The organism is Crocinitomicaceae bacterium (assembly GCA_016708105.1).
Lineage (GTDB): Bacteria > Bacteroidota > Bacteroidia > Flavobacteriales_D > Crocinitomicaceae > JADJGJ01.
Genome location: JADJGJ010000005.1, coordinates 50456 through 66019 on the forward strand (window position 1 = coordinate 50456; position 15564 = coordinate 66019).

A 15564-nucleotide genomic window follows, 5' to 3' on the forward strand; every position below is an offset into this window, starting at 1 on the left:
CCAAAACGAAAGCTGAATTCAGATAATTGATTAAATCAAATTGAGTATTGGAATAATGTGGAAGAAGTTGTTACCAACCATTTAAAATAGTTATGCGTAATTATGAATATGCTGCGAAAAAAATATTTTTATCATAAAATCATATTTTCAATTTATTCAATATTGATTTTAGGTTCTTGTAATAAAGATACTCCTTCAGACGTAATGACAATAGGGGATAAATCAAAGATGAAAATTGAAAAACCTGAGCTAACATTGTCTGCAATGAATGGAGAGAATAGCAGCTTCTTTATTGATATTGATAAAGACGACATAGACGATTTTGAAATTATTCATGGCCCTACATCTACGCCAAATTATCCCAATGTACTTCATCGTTGGATTCAGATTAGATGTTTGAATGAGACATCCTTTGTGGGTATCAAAGAAAACTCTGACACCATGTATCTTTATAACACATATACCTATCACGATGGCCCGCCCATGGTTGAGGAGTATCAGCTCACCCATCATGTATGTGACAATCCTTTCCCTACTTCAGCCACGGTTTATATCAAAGATGAAATCAATTATTGCTCCACAGGTGATATTATTACACTAGATGATAATTGGAGCAGCACTGATATGTATGTTTATCAGCAATCCTATGAGACGGACAACGGTGGGATGAGCAAAACTGACACATTGGTTCATTTTTCAAATGTCTATGAATTTAACTGTATCAATATTTCAAATGACATAGCAACGTATATCCCAATTAAAAAAATTGTAGGAAGCGAAGAAAAATTGGGTTGGATTCTGGTGACAAAACGCAGTGAATATGACATCACCATCAATCAATTTGCCATTCAGAAATAATTCTTGTTAAACAGTTTCCAGGTTAATCAATTTTTATCGAGCATGACTGTGTCTAAGCATGAACAGTTGAGATCAATTTTTTTATCATGCTGATTCGAGATCAGCATTTGGTATTATATGATTAGGGTGCCATTTAACAAACCCACCACGATATTCCTTGGCATTGCGTCAGAGAGATCACCCTATCGGGTGAAAGAAATGAGAGTTATTCCAGTTTTTAACTCAGGTAAATTTGGGATATGACCGTTTTCAGTCAGAGATGTATTCTAACTCTGGTTAATTGATGGGAATGCATCTAATAAAATCAGAACACAGTTATATAACAAATGAAAACCCATTAAAATAAAAAAGCCGTCCCAATTGGAACGGCTTTTTTGTAAGTGCATTGTACTCCTTATTTTTTTGCAGCAGGTGCAGCAGGTGCAGCAGCTTTAGCAGCAGCTTTTTTAGGAGCAGCTTTCTTTTTAGGAGCAGCTTTTTTAGCAGCAGCTTTTTTAGGAGCAGCTTTTTTAGCAGCAGCTTTCTTTTTAGGAGCAGCTTTTTAGCAGCAGCTTTTTAGGAGCAGCTTTTTTAGGAGCAGCTTTTTTAGCAGCAGCTTTTTTAGGAGCAGCTTTTTTAGCAGCAGCTTTCTTTTTTGGAGCCGCTTTTTTTGCTGCAGCTTTCTTAGCTGGAGCTTTCTTTTTGGCTGTTGTTTTTGCCATAGTTGAAAAAATTTTAAGGTGAGTATGGGTCAAATGTAAGGCGAATTTGTTTCCATGCTTATATATGAAAATCATTTCTCCAACAACGCATTGTTGAAAATGTGAATTACTGATACACATTTTTTATACGCATCTGCAAAATTATTTTTTTCGCGCACCTTCTGAAACTATTTATTTTATTCATGTTTCAGCGCATAAAAATATTTTTATGCAAAAAATATTTGGTATTTTTTTGGCTTGTGAAATATTATTTTTTCCTGTGGATAACTCATCAAAAATATTTTAAAAAAGTTTTCTGAAAGGCATTTTTATAACCCAAACAATTTCATTTTTATCATTTTCAGAATTCAATTTTAGATGAATTGACGAATTGAAATTTTCGTTGTCGCAAAAAAATCAAACTGGTTTTTCAGTCACGCAAATAGAATGCAGGAATAGTTTTTAAACTCTCAGAATGCCTCACGTAAAATCAATTGATGTGATCTGCAGTGATGATAAACAGTGGGTTTAATGAAATTCAGTAATTAATTCAAAGACGCTACCACACTGATTTTAAAAACTGAAATTTGGTTTTGATGTTTAACATGTAGGGTATAAATTCCGGCTGGAATATTTGAAACATCTATTTGAGACATCTGATCAAAAGCAACGGAACTATAAATTAATTGCCCTGTCATATTCCTTAATTCCATTTCAATACCGTAATCAGAAATATCATTTGAGTATGCAATTGAAATATTCAGATATTCAGATACCGGATTAGGCCAGCAGCTAATCAAATAATTTTCTTGCAGCCCCGGGCTTTCTATTCCGTTATACCCCCCAAATAAATACCAGGCAATATTGGTCCACGGACCCAGCACGGTGGCATAATTACTATAAATATATATGGTACCATCATCAGCGACGGCTGCACCCAGATCGGCAATTTTTGGATATGATGATTCTGTCAGGGTAGTTTCATCTTGCATAAAATAAATGGTATCAGCCGGACTTGTCCAAACCACTCCGTTGGTTGAAGTAGATGTTCTGAATCCTTCATCAAGGTATGTGAAGTACGCGTGCCATACTCCGCTTGAATCTTCAATTACAACCGGATCATGTGAATTGTCAAAGAGGGGAGTAAAATTTGAAAAGGTCAAACCCTCATCAAAAGAAACTGCGGTGTAAATTTTATCTGGCCCTGACGACATGGTGGTGTCTTTACCGGTTAATAGAGCTGAAACATTTCCGCCCTGATCAAAATAAAATTCTGAATGACCCACGTGGGTAAAATAACTTCCGGCAGTAAAAAACTCATTTGAGATGCGAACACCTTCTTTTGTAAAGTTGATACCATCATTAGAAATGGCAGAGCGAATATGATATTGCGGTTCAGCCGGTGGAATGTATTGTGGTGCGCACCGGTAAAACATTCTGTACTGTCCGCTGGTAAGTTTAATTACGCGTGCTCCACCAAGAACATATTCCGGGTCTGTAGTTGTTGATGACCCGGTCATGATCGTATCTTGGATAACCCAGGTTTCCAAATCAGTTGATGTTGCATACGCTATGGCATCTTCATTGGTTGCGGCAAATTTGGTTGTATAATACATATAGTAGGTGCCGCCTATTTTTATTATTTCAGACATGTAAGCTTCATCACACACTGCTGTTCCTGTTGTGGCATCTTCACCAATAGAAATTCCCTGATAAATATATTGTGGGTGTTGGGCAAAGTTGAGTACTGGTAAAAACAATACCGTAGTCAAAATGAGTTTATGTAAATAGTTCATAGGGCAATCAGTTGATTGAAGAACCAATGTACTAAAGTTTGCGATAAGTAAAAATAATTACGTTGAAAAATGAGACATCAACTCACGTTATGCATGTTTCATTCCCTCACGCACGCTGAGTGGAGATAGTTTGTCACGGTTGGTTTCAATGAATGTATAGATTAATTCTTGATTAGTTTTAGCATATTCTCTCAATATCCAACCAATGGCTTTATTGACAAAAAATTCTTTCGTGTGATTCAATTTTAAAATGGTGTTGAACAAAAATGGAAAATCTACCTGTTCTTTCTGCTTGAGTTGAAATAGAAGAGCCGACCTCATGAGCCAGATATTTTCTGAATGAATCCATTTTTTCACCAGATCATTTCTTTTTTCAGGAAACTCTTTCATGTAGCGTGCAATCAGTTTGGGTGCTATTACATCAACAGTATCCCACCATGATTGATGAACAATAAACCACTGCATCCATTCAATATCGGAAGATGAAAAATTCTTTTTAAAATTTTGAAGTAAAAGTTCTTGCGCAAAATAGTGTAATTCTCGCTGGGGTTCATTCCAAAGTGATTTTGCTAAATTCAGTGTTTCTTTTGATGAAAGAGTTTTTAATTCATGCAAAAGGTGTTTGCTTATGGCTCTTCGTTCAGGAGTTTTAATGCCAAAAAATTCAAATTTATTCTTCATATAAGCCGCCATGGGTTTGGCCATTTCTTTATTGCCGGCTTGTTTATAATGTGCAATGATTTGTGACTTAAGCATGGAATAGTATAGTTTTCAGCAAGCAGAATGGCTAATTCATTGTTCACCGCAATTATTTGTCCTCTTTTTTTTGCGCTTCTTCATTCTCATCTTCCACCTCATTCACCCTAAATGCACTGGGCACCAGATCAGGAATAATTTTCAATACAATTGGCAAGAGCAAACTACCGCCGGGCAAAAGAAATAATCCAAGCGAAGGAATTGTACGCGCCAAGTCTTTGAATTGTTTTTTTACTTTTTCGCGTTCGTCTTTTGACAGATCTGATTTGGTAGATTTTGCAATTAAACCAACCAGTTCTTTGCTTTGCGATAATTCTGCCGCCAGTTTATCTTTGCTTCGGCCAAGTATTTTTGCCCATCTATCGGTTGCGCCGCTCATGAGCATTCTGATATCTCCTTTATCTTGCAGAAACGGAATTTTATTCTGATTTTTATTGACGAACGATTGAATGGCAACAAATGATTTGTCTTTTTCTTCTTCTTCTATTCCCAGTTTTTCAACCAGTTTATTGAGGAATTCATGCTCTGAGTCTACCACCTCATGATCACTCCATACGGTGAGTATGGCAATTTCAAGAATGTAGCGACAAAGCAGCCACGACTTTTCATATTTAAACGAAATGTCATTCAGCGTTTTTCTGTTTTTGAAAAACTCCTCGGCAACTTGATGTCTTTCATCATCCAGATCAGCAGAAGCGATAAAGACTTCAAAAATTTTCTCTTCTTCTTCTTCAGGTTCACCGTCAACATTTGCAGCTGATGCTACAACTTTTACCATGTCCAATAAAACTTCTGCGCGTTTTTCGCATAGCAAGGCCACGTCAGCCCCTTGCATATATTCATAGTACAAAAGCAAATCATGAAAAAGTAAACTATTGTAGAGGTAGCTTGTCCATAATTTATTTGAAAAACTTGCCTTGATATCAACGCGCTGATCAATGATAGATTCAAGCTTCTCGTAAATGGTCAGTCCTTTAAAATTTAACCAGCTGCGTTTGGCTTTTTCAAGTTCAGTGCTTTCATAGAACTTTACAAATTTCTCCAATGATTTTTCTAGCGATGCGTGATCAAATTTTCCGGTGTGAATGTGATCAACCAGAATTAATCCTTCAAGCAGCAGCACCTTAAAAGTTTCTTCACTAGTCCATTTTGAAAGATATTCATCTTCTAAAAAAACAAGTGAAGTAGGGTAGCCATACATAATTCCGGTGGGCTGAAGGTAACCGTAAATCAACTCTTCAGGACAAAGAATAGTTCCCGGATATTTATCCAGATACTGCTCATAATTCTCCATGAGAGAGAAATATTTTCTAATCCAACCTTTGCTGCCCGGGTGTAACATATTACAAAGGTAGAAATTTTACTAATCTCAGTGTTTTGAATAGGTTAAGATTTGCTTTTAATGGAAAGCCTTCATAGGGGTGCTTACAACTAAATTACAATGCTTTCCTATCTTTGTATCATGCGCTGCTCAAGCTTGATTTTTTATCTACTCGTCATATTTTGTCAGAATTTGTCTGCGCAGTTAACGTGTACAAAAATCAGCAGTTTGCCTGAAAAAATGTATGAAACATCTGGCTTGATATTAATTGATGATAAATACTTGGTAACCCATAATGACGGGGGTAATGCTGCTGAATTATTTATCATTAGTCTCAAAGATGGATCATTCAAAACGGTTGAAGTTGAAGATGCAAAAAACAATGATTGGGAAGATATAACCCAAGACTCAGAAGGTAATCTATTCATTGGTGATTTTGGAAATAATTTAAACAAACGAGAACACTGTTCTATTTATAAAGTAAGTTCAGGTTACCATGAAAAGGAACAGGTTGAGTCAAAGAAAATAAGTTTCACGTATGAAGATCAAGTAAAATTTCCGCCTGAAGCCAATGAATTGAATTTTGATTGTGAAGCTATGATTTGGAAAGATGATAGCTTGTATTTGTTTTCAAAATGTCGCACTGAACCATTCACGGGTTTAACTAATATATATGTTTTGCCTGATAAGCCGGGTAAGTATACTGCCCGTAAAATTGGCACAATTCAATTGTGTTCGTCTGACTGGAGATTTTGTTCTGTCACAGCCGCAGATTATTCATCCAAGCATGATGTATTGATTTTATTAACCTATTCACGCCTTTATATTGTGTCAGATTTTGAAGCAAGCAAATTTTGGGAGGGAAAGGTAAAATCATACCAGTTGAGTTTTATCAAACAACGTGAAGCAATTTGTTTCAAAGACAAAAACACTTGGTATATGACAGATGAGTACCGCAAAGGGTTAGGTGGCGGAAATTTGTATGAAGTGACATTGAAAAAAGATTAAGCGTTCATCAGCTAAAAATATAAAATGAAAGCAGTAATATTTGATATGGATGGGGTACTGATAGATTCAGAACCACTATGGAAAATTGCAGAAATAGAGGGTTTTGGAAAAGTAGGCATCAACCTTACCAATACTGATTGTGAAGAAACCGTTGGTTTACGTATTGATGAAGTAGTGAAATTGTGGTATAAAAAAGTAGGTTGGAAAAATAAAACCGTGGAGGCCGTAACAGATGATATAGTTGATATTCTTATTCGTGAAATCAACACGCGCGGACAAGCCCTACCGGGTGTGATGCAAGCATTACAATCTCTCAAAGAAAGCGGTTATAAAATTGGGCTTGCAACCTCATCATATCAGCGCATTATTCATGCAGTGCTTAATAAGCTGAACATTGAAAAATATTTTGATCAAGTACATTCTGCCGAATTTGAAACCTACGGTAAACCACACCCTGCTGTTTTTCTAACGACCGCTGAAAAATTACATGTTCACCCTACTGAATGTCTCGTCATTGAAGATTCTTTCAACGGAGTGATTGCGGCAAAAGCTGCCCGCATGAAAGTGATAGCCGTACCGGAAAAAACTCATCGCTTTGATGAGCGACTTAGAATTGCTGATTGCATTTTAAGTTCATTGGAGGAGTTTAAGTTGGAAAAGGTGTATGAATTTTGGAATTGATTTTTATGGTCTGTAGAAATATTTACTATTTAACACCCGTGCAAAGAATACAGATCAGGCAAGCACCGAACCAATAATCAAAAAAAAATCCCTCACAAAGGAAAGGGATTTTGGTGGAGCATATCGGAGTCGAACCGATGGCCTCAACACTGCCAGCGTTGCGCTCTAGCCAACTGAGCTAATGCCCCGCAACCGGTGCAAATATAATGCTTCTATTTCAAATGGGAACAGGGAATTGTTTTCTTCACTTTTTGCGCAGCTTGCGATACACTTGTATTGCAATCATCAACGCAATGGCAACCCCAATAAAACCAAGCGTACCATAAACCCAGTTGAGGCTGCTTTTCATCACAATTAAAAATACAATGGCCACCAGAAAAAGGGTTGCAACCTCGTTCCATATTCTAAAAAAACCTGAACTGTAGTTGTGCTCACCTCCTTGCAATTTATTGAACATAACATGACAAATGATTTGATAGACCAGCAGACCAAAAACAAAACTGAGTTTAATGTGCATGAAAGGCATTTTCAAAAAAACGGGATTAAGATAAAGTAACCAAGGCCCAAAAATCAACGTGAGAATGCATGACGGCCATGTGATACCATACCATAACCTGCGCGCCATTAATTTATATTGTGGTTCAAGCACTGCGCGTTCTTGTTCTGTTTTATGCTTTGCCTCGGTTTGATAAACAAATAGCCTAACAATATTAAACAAACCCGCAAACCAGGTTACAATAAAAATAATATGCAGTGAAAGAATGGTTTGGTACATTATTTATAAAAGTTCATTTCATCAATATATTTTAACACGGGTTCACTGAGCAGGTAACGCACGTCTTTACGATCTTTGATAGCTGACCGAATAAAGGTAGATGATAAATTCATAACCGGCGCTTGTATCATTTTTATACGTGCGTGTTCTGTCATGTTTTTTGAGTCATTTTCATTTTCCTGAACAACGCGTGGGTAAACGTACAAATCATAATTTTCAAGTATGTATTCATAGTTGCGCCACTTGTGAATGGTGCGCAAATTATCTTCTCCCATAATCAAACTGAAAATAATTTTTGGATATTTTTCTTTCAATGCCTGCAAAGTAAGAACAGTGTAAGATGGTTTTGGCAAATCAAATTCTATTTTGGAGACTTTTAGTTTTTGATTGTCTTCAACTGCCAGTTCTACCATGGCAAGCCGGTGATGGTCAGTGAGCAGGTTATTTTTATCTTTCAAGGGATTATGCGGCGATACAACAAACCACACTTCATTCAAATCACTATAATTTGCCATGTGATTTGCAATGATCAAATGACCAATATGAATAGGGTTAAAGGTGCCAAAATATAAACCTACTTTTTTCATTTTTGAATAAAGTCTAAGGCAATTTGTTTTGCTTCAAGACATGCGTTTTCAAGGTTATCATTGAGTAAAATGCGGTCAAAAAAATCAGCACGGCTTAGTTCGCGATTAGCCTTTTCAATACGCATCTTGATGTTTTCTTCTGATTCGGTTCTTCTGTTTCTTAACCGTTGTTCAAGTACAAAAAGTGAAGGTGGTTTGATGAAAACAGATAAAGATTTATCTCCAAAGATTTTTTTCAGATTTATTCCGCCCTCAGCATCAACATCAAATACAACAATCTTTCCTGCAGCCCAACTTTTTTCAATTTCTGATTTTAAGGTGCCGTAGAAATTGTCTTTATACACCTCTTGCCATTCAACAAATTCATCATTGGCAATTTTTTTCTTGAATTCTTCTACGCTGAAATAGTGATAATCAACACCGGGAATTTCCCTACCTCTTGGTTCACGGCTACAAGCTGATACTGAAAATGAAAGCTGTGGAATTTCACGTAGCAGAAAATGCACAATGGTAGTTTTTCCCGCTCCGCTGGGGGCTGAGAAGATGATACATTTTCCTTCTGTTGAACTGTTCATTTTTGCTGCCTGTTTGCTGATATTAGACAAAGATAGGTATTTCACACGCAATTCAGGTTAGGGTGAGAATTTGAGTAACTAATTTCTAACTGCTTACACTATAGAAATTCAGGTCATTCTTTTTTAATAAATTAGCAAAAAAAATACGCTCATGACAGATCAGGATTTCATTCGCATGTTCAAACGGTCAGGCACAAAAATGCTAATCATCGGTGCTTCTATTTTTCTGTTTGGAATTTTTTTAATCTGGTTGGTTGCATCAGGTGCTGATAGTGAAATGGAACCCGGCTCAGGCACTGCTATTGCTATGTGGATTTTTGGCAGTATTGTCGCCTTATTAGGTGTTTTGATGATTGCTTTACCGCTGGCTTCCGGTGCACGGATTAGAAACGGAAAACATAAACTTATCAATGCAATTTTACAGCAAGATACCGGATATGCGCTGTGGATATATGAACATGTAATCCGCGTGAAATCAGGTCCGGCGTCAAATACAAATCATCAGATTTGGATTATGGCTCGTGATAAAAAACAATATCAACTGGGTTGTAAAAAAGCCAAAGTGGCTGATGTGATTTCGTATCTTTCCGGCAAATTCCCTGAGGCAATTCTAGGACATTCACCTGAGTTGGAAAGCCAGTATCATCAGAAGTTAAGAGACATTGAAGCCGACAAAAAATAGTTGCTCCGTAACAAATAATAAGTATCCCCAATTTATTCCTCAAACCTGGTTAATCACGCTGGTAATTGCTTACCTTTAGTTCGTGGTGAAACGATTATTTGATATGATGGGTGCCTTGGTATTACTTCTATGCGTATTACCTGTCATTGCCTTTGCAGCTATGACCATTCTGATTTTTGATCAACAAAATCCTCTATTTACACAAACGCGCTTAGGCAAGTTTAAAAAGACTTTTCGCATTTTAAAATTGCGCACCATGAAAAATAATCAAGTCACTCATTTGGGAGGTGTTTTACGCAGAACAGGCATAGATGAATTACCCCAACTATTCCATGTCATTGCCGGCAAGATGAGTTTTGTTGGCCCTCGACCATTAACGCAGGCTGATGTTGAACGACTAAACTGGAATGACACCTATCATCAAACCCGATGGTCAGTGGCTCCCGGTCTTACCGGTCTTGCACAGCTTTCTCCTGTTTGCAATAAAAAAATGAGCTGGTTTCTTGATATGAAATATTGCCTCTGCAGATCATTTAGTTTGGATTTAAAAATTATCATGGCATCAGCGATTATACCGTTTATTGGAAAACAAAAAACCATTCGCTGGTTTCATACAAAACGCGCATGAAAGTACTAGTTAACGGAATAGGAAATATAGGATCAACGCTGCTTGCTTTGCTTGTGAAGTATCAGCTTGATTTTGGTATTTCACAAATCTACGCCAACAAAAACAGCATTCAACCTTGGCATGAACCTGAGCTGAATTATCTGCGCAGTTTGGGTGTATGTATATCATCTTCTCAAAAAAATAAATCTGATTTTTTATTGCAGGATATTTTACCTGAAATGCATTTTATTTTTGATTGCGGAGCCAATGGATCAGGGTTAAAAAATAAAAATAACTACATGCAATTACCGAATTTAAAAGGTGTTGTTGCACAGGGCAGTGAAAAAGGATTCGGCGTTTCATTCATGTCAGGTATCGGTAATGATTTATTGTTGAATGAAAAATATATTCATGTAGTTTCATGTAATACACATGGTACTGCTGCAATTTTAAAAACATTTTGCGGTGGTGAGTTGACTAATCTCAAACAAGGTGATTTTGTTGTAGTAAGACGTTCAGAAGATATCGGAAATCATGAGCGCCTTGTGAGTGCCAATGTGGTAGCCCGTCATTTGAATTCTAGAATTGGAACCCATCACGCTATTGACGTGGTAGATATGTTTAGTCAGCAAAAAATTCTGTGTCCAATTACTTCTTCTGATATTACAACACCAAGTCAGTTATTACATGCTGTGAGATTTCATATTGAGTTTAAACAACCAATATCAGCAGATTATTTAACAAAATGTATTTGTGAAAATCCATATCTGGCAACAACAAAAAAATTTGATTCCAACGTGATTTTTGAACAGGGCAGAAGGTATGGTTTCAATGGTCGGATATTTTCACACGCTATTCTGGTGGCTGAAAATATGTTGCTGACTGAAAATTCTGTAAAAGGCTGGGCTTTTGTTCCGCAAGAAGGGAATACGATCTTGTCAAGTCTGCATGCCATGCTGATTAAATTATTGCCTGAAAAATCTGATGCAATCCTGCATAAACTTCAGCAGGAATTATTGAAGAAAACGTGGTAGTCTTAAAAGTAGGCGCAGGTCGCGACCTGCGCCTACTTTTAAGACCTGCGCCTACTACCACTACTTTTAAGACCTACGCCTAATGCTACCTCTGTCGTTCTCAAACCCGGCATCTTGAAATTACTGACTTCGGGCTTAATGTCACCTTGACTTCATTATATTTGTAATACATATCACAATTCAAATCCCTATGTACGGAAAACTTCAAAAGCAATTACAAGATGAACTGGCTGCAATAAAAGAGGCAGGATTATATAAAAACGAACGCATCATAATCACCCCGCAAGGTGCGCAGGTTAAGGTAAGTACCGGTGAAGAGGTGATCATCATGTGTGCAAACAATTATCTTGGTTTATCATCACATCCAACGGTAATTGAAGGAGCAAAAAAAGCGTTAGAGACGCATGGATATGGTATGTCATCGGTTCGTTTTATTTGTGGAACACAGGACAATCATAAAGTGCTTGAGAAAAAAATATCTGATTTTCTGGGCATGGAAGACACCATACTTTACGCTGCAGCCTTTGATGCGAACGGCGGAGTTTTTGAACCCTTGTTCAATGAAGAAGATGCCATTATTTCTGATGAGTTGAATCACGCATCAATTATTGATGGAGTGCGTTTGTGTAAAGCGCAACGCTATCGTTACAAAAATTCTGACATGGCTGAATTGGAAGCGCATTTGAAAGACGCACAAAAATGCCGCAATCGTATTATTGTGACTGACGGAGTTTTCTCGATGGATGGTTATGTTGCAAAACTGAATGAAATTTGTAATCTCGCTGAAAAATATGATGCACTCGTCATGGTGGACGACAGCCATGCAACCGGCTTTATTGGAAAAACCGGCAGGGGCACACATGAATATCACAACGTGATGGGGCGGGTTGATATTATCACTTCAACACTTGGTAAAGCCTTAGGCGGTGCCATGGGTGGTTTTACTTCGGGCAAAAAAGAAATCATTGATATGCTGCGTCAACGTTCACGCCCGTATTTATTTTCTAATTCGCTTTCACCGGTAATTGTTGGTGCTTCTATCGCAGTGTTTGATATGTTAAGTGCGACCACTGAATTGCGTGATAAATTGGAAGCAAATATCAAACACTTTAAAGCAGGAATTAAAAAAGCCGGTCTTGAAATTCGCGAAGGTGATTCGGCCATTGTGCCTGTAATGTTATATGATGCCAAGGTAGCGCAAGAATTTGCGAACAGATTATTGAAAGAAGGAATTTATGCTATAGGATTTTTCTACCCGGTGGTGCCAAAAGGACTTGCCCGCATTCGGGTACAAATTTCTGCCGCACATTCTTTTGATCAACTTGATCGCGCGGTGGCTGCTTTTGAAAAGATTGGCAAAGAGTTGGGAGTGGTGAAGTAATCATGGTCGTTTTATGAAAGGAATTATTTTTTTCTCGTTCACACTTGCGTTGTGTGGAAATATTTTTTCGCAGATAGAATTTATAGAATGTAACTATCGTGTATTGGCTAAACCCGTTAGTGACCTTTCTGACTCTTCCATGATTGTTGGGAATTTTGATCCTGATAGTAATTTGGATACCATCATTGCTGTGAAAAATAAATCTGGACAAACAGGTTTTATGATTTACACACATGAGAAATCAACAGTTGTTGCAGCGGGTTCCTTCACGGAAGTTGGAGTTAAATACGGAAAAAAAATAATTGATCCTACAGATATTCAAAGCATTCATTTTGACAGTTGGGAATTTGTCTCCAAGTTATCCATTATGGAGGATAAACACAAAAAGGGTACACCCGTGCTGGCAGTTGATGCGGTGCGCGATCATTTCAAGAAGTTGAAAATAACTCCTGATTCTGATGTGCTGGTGTTGACCTGGGCGTATGAAAATTTATTTTGCTTTTTTTATATCAATGGAATTTTGTTTATGGCAGAGATTTACAATCCGGTGATGGAATAAATGATGAAAACTCTTGCTAATAAATTAGCCCGTCTCATTCGACTAATAAGGGTATTATTAATGAGATATGCCATGCGCATAACGCGCAAATTGGTTTTACCCGGTTTTGAAGGATTGTCTTTGTGGGAGGTGCTTTTTTTCTTTGTGTGGTCATTAAAAAAAGGATTGATCACTCAGCGTGCAGCAGCACTTTCATACAATTTCTTTCTTGCCATGGTGCCCTTCGGCTTGTTGCTTGTGGTGCTGAGTGCCTATCTTCCTTTTTTTGATATTGAGCAGGATATCGTTCCTATTCTTGCCGGGTTTATTCCGCAACAATTGGTAGAGAATTTTTTGCAGAGTATGCATGAGTTTGAAAATTCCAGTGTGAGTTCATGGTTATCGTTTGGGTTTTTGCTTTCCATCTATTTTGCCAGCAACGGTTTTGTTGTTACCATCAATACCTTTAACGCTACAAAACAAAAAATCTCCCGCAGGAGAAAATGGTGGCAAGTTCGGTTAATCTCCATGGGTTTTGTTGTTGTTTTTTTAATTGGAATCATGATTAGCTTTTTCATTCTGCTTACTGAAAAGAGATTTCTCAATAACCTGGCAGATGCGAGTGCATTTGTGGATTCACATTACTATACAATCTTCATTATTCTCAACACGCTTTTCTTCACCGTAGTTTTATATTTTGCCATTGCGCTCATTTTTTATTTTGGTCCTGCAGCAAGAGGTACATTTAAGTTTTTTTCAGCAGGCGCTTCACTCACCACCGGAATGATACTTGCAATATCAATTGTCTATGTATATTACGTAAATGAGTTTGCCAAATACAATGAAATTTACGGCTCTATTGGCACCATCATGATTCTGCTTTTGTGGATTTATTTTGTATCAGTTTCATTGCTATTGGGTTTTGAACTTAATGCCAGCATACACGGGGCGCTTGCAAAGAAAAAACTTGATCAGTTGGAGGATATTAAAACCAGGCAAGAGCACGCGTACTAATCCTACTTTTTTTTGGTCTTGTAACAATTAGTACAAAATATTATTCAGAAAAAAATTGGTTGAACAATGAGTCAATGGGTTCAAATTAAATTTGCCTTGAGATTTTTTTCTGCTCTCATTTTTCCTCCCCCTTAATCCCCCTCCAGAGGGGGAAAGCCACGGCACAATGGTTTCCGAAAAGTGTGAACTAGCGCTACTTCCTCTCTCTTGCGGAGAGAGGAAAGAGGAGAGAGGAAAAAGAACGTCATGGTATCTCCTCCCCCTTAATCCCCCTCCAGAGGGGGAAAGCCACGGCACAATGGTTTCCGAAAAGTGTGAACTAACGTCACTTCCTCTCTCTTGCGGAGAGAGGAAAGAGGAGTGAGGAAAAAAACGCAAGGGTTTCCGCAAAGTGCGTACTAACGTCACTTCCTCTCTCCTTGGGAGAGAGGAGAGAGGAGAGAAGGAAAGCCACGGCACAAGGGTTTCCGAAAAGTGTGAACTAGCGCTACTTCCTCTCTCTTGCGGAAAGAGGAGAGAGGAGAGAGGAAAAAAGCCCTATCTTTGCCCACCTAACCTAACAATTCTCACAATGAAAAAAATCATCCTTCCCGGCATTTTTGCCATGTTGCTTGCCGCTTGTGGTGGTGGACAATCAACTGAAACTACAACTACTGATACTGTTGAAGTATGCACGTATTCTTATGATTCATCAAGCACTCTGCTGACTTGGACAGCCTTTAAACTCACTGAAAAAATTGGTGTTAATGGTACGTTTGATCAAATTAATGTTACTGCCAAAGACAGTGCTGCTGATATGTTTGCCGTGCTCACCGGGGCAACATTTGAAATTCCGGTTGTTTCACTGAATTCTCAGGATGCAGGACGTGATACGAAAGTGAAAAACAGTTTTTTCGGCAATCTCGGACCAACGGAAAATATTACCGGATCTGTGATTTCATTGAATGCTGAATCTGCTCAGGTTTCAATTACCATGAATGGTACAAGCAAAGAATATACTGGAGTAGTGACTGTAGAAGGTGAAAAAATTACCATGACGACAACTATTGATATTCTGGATTTCAATGGTCAAGTGGCTATTGATTCTTTAGGCGTGGTGTGTGAAGATAAACATACCGGACCTGACGGAATTAACAAGTTATGGAGCACGGTGGATATTGCTGTTTCAACAACGTTGCTAAAATCTTGCAAATAATTCACTTTCCTGTTTTTTTAATATTTGAAACAGGCTGAATAGAAAGTTCATGCTTTGAGTACACAATATTTTCAAT

Annotated in this window: 18 protein-coding genes and 1 tRNA gene; 11 read left to right on the forward strand and 8 right to left on the reverse strand. The window is 37.7% G+C overall.

Features of this window, described 5'->3' with window-relative positions; genetic code table 11:
• Nucleotides 1-102: 102 nt before the first annotated feature.
• Both IPH66_17785 and IPH66_17790 read left to right on the forward strand, forming a co-directional pair.
• Nucleotides 103-858, forward strand: a complete 756-nt coding sequence (locus tag IPH66_17785; protein MBK7131189.1) for a hypothetical protein — start codon at nucleotides 103-105, stop codon at nucleotides 856-858.
• 380 nt (nucleotides 859-1238) lie between these two features.
• The gene (locus IPH66_17790; protein ID MBK7131190.1) at nucleotides 1239-1403 is read left to right on the forward strand and encodes a hypothetical protein; all 165 of its coding nucleotides are present in this window, start codon (nucleotides 1239-1241) and stop codon (nucleotides 1401-1403) included.
• Here the strand turns inward: IPH66_17790 and IPH66_17795 are convergent.
• The 4 genes from IPH66_17795 to IPH66_17810 all read right to left on the reverse strand — a co-directional run bounded on the left by IPH66_17795 (nucleotide 1386) and on the right by IPH66_17810 (nucleotide 5432).
• Nucleotides 1386-1559 (reverse strand): hypothetical protein, encoded by a 174-nt coding sequence (locus IPH66_17795; GenBank protein ID MBK7131191.1) that lies wholly within the window; start codon nucleotides 1557-1559, stop codon nucleotides 1386-1388. The genes IPH66_17790 and IPH66_17795 overlap by 18 nt on opposite strands.
• Nucleotides 1560-2083: 524 nt before the next feature.
• Complete coding sequence (locus IPH66_17800; GenBank protein ID MBK7131192.1) at nucleotides 2084-3334, reverse strand: T9SS type A sorting domain-containing protein; 1251 nt, start codon at nucleotides 3332-3334, stop codon at nucleotides 2084-2086.
• Between the two features lie 87 nt (nucleotides 3335-3421).
• Entirely contained in the window at nucleotides 3422-4090 is a 669-nt protein-coding gene (locus IPH66_17805; protein ID MBK7131193.1) for a DNA alkylation repair protein, read from the reverse strand.
• Between the two features lie 52 nt (nucleotides 4091-4142).
• Nucleotides 4143-5432, reverse strand: coding sequence for a hypothetical protein (locus IPH66_17810; GenBank protein MBK7131194.1), 1290 nt, complete (start codon nucleotides 5430-5432; stop codon nucleotides 4143-4145).
• Nucleotides 5433-5552: 120 nt separating this feature from the next.
• Here IPH66_17810 and IPH66_17815 point away from each other — a divergent pair, with 120 nt between their 5' ends.
• The gene (locus tag IPH66_17815) at nucleotides 5553-6419 is read left to right on the forward strand and encodes a hypothetical protein (GenBank protein MBK7131195.1); all 867 of its coding nucleotides are present in this window, start codon (nucleotides 5553-5555) and stop codon (nucleotides 6417-6419) included.
• A 24-nt stretch (nucleotides 6420-6443) separates the two neighbouring features.
• Nucleotides 6444-7100, forward strand: a complete 657-nt coding sequence (hxpB, locus tag IPH66_17820; protein MBK7131196.1) for a hexitol phosphatase HxpB — start codon at nucleotides 6444-6446, stop codon at nucleotides 7098-7100.
• 111 nt (nucleotides 7101-7211) lie between these two features.
• Here the strand turns inward: hxpB and IPH66_17825 are convergent.
• From IPH66_17825 to gmk, 4 genes are all read right to left on the reverse strand, one after another.
• Nucleotides 7212-7288, reverse strand: a tRNA-Ala gene (locus IPH66_17825).
• A 56-nt stretch (nucleotides 7289-7344) separates the two neighbouring features.
• On the reverse strand, nucleotides 7345-7875 hold the full coding sequence (locus IPH66_17830; protein MBK7131197.1) for a CopD family protein: 531 nt from the start codon (nucleotides 7873-7875) through the stop codon (nucleotides 7345-7347).
• On the reverse strand, nucleotides 7875-8462 hold the full coding sequence (locus tag IPH66_17835) for a nicotinate-nucleotide adenylyltransferase (protein MBK7131198.1): 588 nt from the start codon (nucleotides 8460-8462) through the stop codon (nucleotides 7875-7877). The genes IPH66_17830 and IPH66_17835 overlap by 1 nt, the downstream gene beginning before the upstream one ends.
• The gene (gene gmk, locus IPH66_17840) at nucleotides 8459-9037 is read right to left on the reverse strand and encodes a guanylate kinase (GenBank protein MBK7131199.1); all 579 of its coding nucleotides are present in this window, start codon (nucleotides 9035-9037) and stop codon (nucleotides 8459-8461) included. The genes IPH66_17835 and gmk overlap by 4 nt, the downstream gene beginning before the upstream one ends.
• Before the next feature lie 151 nt (nucleotides 9038-9188).
• Between gmk and IPH66_17845 the strand changes: the two genes are divergently transcribed.
• The 7 genes from IPH66_17845 to IPH66_17875 all read left to right on the forward strand — a co-directional run bounded on the left by IPH66_17845 (nucleotide 9189) and on the right by IPH66_17875 (nucleotide 15488).
• Nucleotides 9189-9719 (forward strand): hypothetical protein, encoded by a 531-nt coding sequence (locus tag IPH66_17845; GenBank protein MBK7131200.1) that lies wholly within the window; start codon nucleotides 9189-9191, stop codon nucleotides 9717-9719.
• An 82-nt stretch (nucleotides 9720-9801) separates the two neighbouring features.
• A complete protein-coding gene (locus tag IPH66_17850) occupies nucleotides 9802-10347 on the forward strand; it encodes a sugar transferase (GenBank protein MBK7131201.1) in 546 nt (181 codons plus the stop codon).
• Nucleotides 10344-11360, forward strand: a complete 1017-nt coding sequence (locus IPH66_17855) for a hypothetical protein (protein ID MBK7131202.1) — start codon at nucleotides 10344-10346, stop codon at nucleotides 11358-11360. The genes IPH66_17850 and IPH66_17855 overlap by 4 nt, the downstream gene beginning before the upstream one ends.
• Before the next feature lie 190 nt (nucleotides 11361-11550).
• The gene (gene kbl, locus IPH66_17860) at nucleotides 11551-12741 is read left to right on the forward strand and encodes a glycine C-acetyltransferase (GenBank protein ID MBK7131203.1); all 1191 of its coding nucleotides are present in this window, start codon (nucleotides 11551-11553) and stop codon (nucleotides 12739-12741) included.
• Between the two features lie 13 nt (nucleotides 12742-12754).
• Nucleotides 12755-13300, forward strand: coding sequence for a hypothetical protein (locus IPH66_17865; GenBank protein MBK7131204.1), 546 nt, complete (start codon nucleotides 12755-12757; stop codon nucleotides 13298-13300).
• Nucleotides 13301-14293 (forward strand): YihY/virulence factor BrkB family protein, encoded by a 993-nt coding sequence (locus IPH66_17870; protein MBK7131205.1) that lies wholly within the window; start codon nucleotides 13301-13303, stop codon nucleotides 14291-14293. It abuts the gene before it with no gap.
• Nucleotides 14294-14864: 571 nt separating this feature from the next.
• A complete protein-coding gene (locus IPH66_17875; GenBank protein MBK7131206.1) occupies nucleotides 14865-15488 on the forward strand; it encodes a YceI family protein in 624 nt (207 codons plus the stop codon).
• Nucleotides 15489-15564 lie beyond the last annotated feature (76 nt).

Excerpts from the sequence above, each read along its gene's own strand:
- IPH66_17785 (MBK7131189.1), top strand. The coding sequence starts at position 103 with ATGAATATGCTGCGAAAAAAATATTTTTATCATAAAATCATATTTTCA.
- IPH66_17795 (MBK7131191.1), bottom strand. The coding sequence starts at position 1,559 with ATGGCAAAAACAACAGCCAAAAAGAAAGCTCCAGCTAAGAAAGCTGCA.
- IPH66_17800 (MBK7131192.1), bottom strand. The coding sequence starts at position 3,334 with ATGAACTATTTACATAAACTCATTTTGACTACGGTATTGTTTTTACCA.
- IPH66_17805 (MBK7131193.1), bottom strand. The coding sequence starts at position 4,090 with ATGCTTAAGTCACAAATCATTGCACATTATAAACAAGCCGGCAATAAA.
- IPH66_17810 (MBK7131194.1), bottom strand. The coding sequence starts at position 5,432 with ATGTTACACCCGGGCAGCAAAGGTTGGATTAGAAAATATTTCTCTCTC.
- IPH66_17815 (MBK7131195.1), top strand. The coding sequence starts at position 5,553 with ATGCGCTGCTCAAGCTTGATTTTTTATCTACTCGTCATATTTTGTCAG.
- hxpB (MBK7131196.1), top strand. The coding sequence starts at position 6,444 with ATGAAAGCAGTAATATTTGATATGGATGGGGTACTGATAGATTCAGAA.
- IPH66_17830 (MBK7131197.1), bottom strand. The coding sequence starts at position 7,875 with ATGTACCAAACCATTCTTTCACTGCATATTATTTTTATTGTAACCTGG.
- IPH66_17835 (MBK7131198.1), bottom strand. The coding sequence starts at position 8,462 with ATGAAAAAAGTAGGTTTATATTTTGGCACCTTTAACCCTATTCATATT.
- gmk (MBK7131199.1), bottom strand. The coding sequence starts at position 9,037 with ATGAACAGTTCAACAGAAGGAAAATGTATCATCTTCTCAGCCCCCAGC.
- IPH66_17845 (MBK7131200.1), top strand. The coding sequence starts at position 9,189 with ATGACAGATCAGGATTTCATTCGCATGTTCAAACGGTCAGGCACAAAA.
- IPH66_17855 (MBK7131202.1), top strand. The coding sequence starts at position 10,344 with ATGAAAGTACTAGTTAACGGAATAGGAAATATAGGATCAACGCTGCTT.
- kbl (MBK7131203.1), top strand. The coding sequence starts at position 11,551 with ATGTACGGAAAACTTCAAAAGCAATTACAAGATGAACTGGCTGCAATA.
- IPH66_17865 (MBK7131204.1), top strand. The coding sequence starts at position 12,755 with ATGAAAGGAATTATTTTTTTCTCGTTCACACTTGCGTTGTGTGGAAAT.
- IPH66_17870 (MBK7131205.1), top strand. The coding sequence starts at position 13,301 with ATGATGAAAACTCTTGCTAATAAATTAGCCCGTCTCATTCGACTAATA.
- IPH66_17875 (MBK7131206.1), top strand. The coding sequence starts at position 14,865 with ATGAAAAAAATCATCCTTCCCGGCATTTTTGCCATGTTGCTTGCCGCT.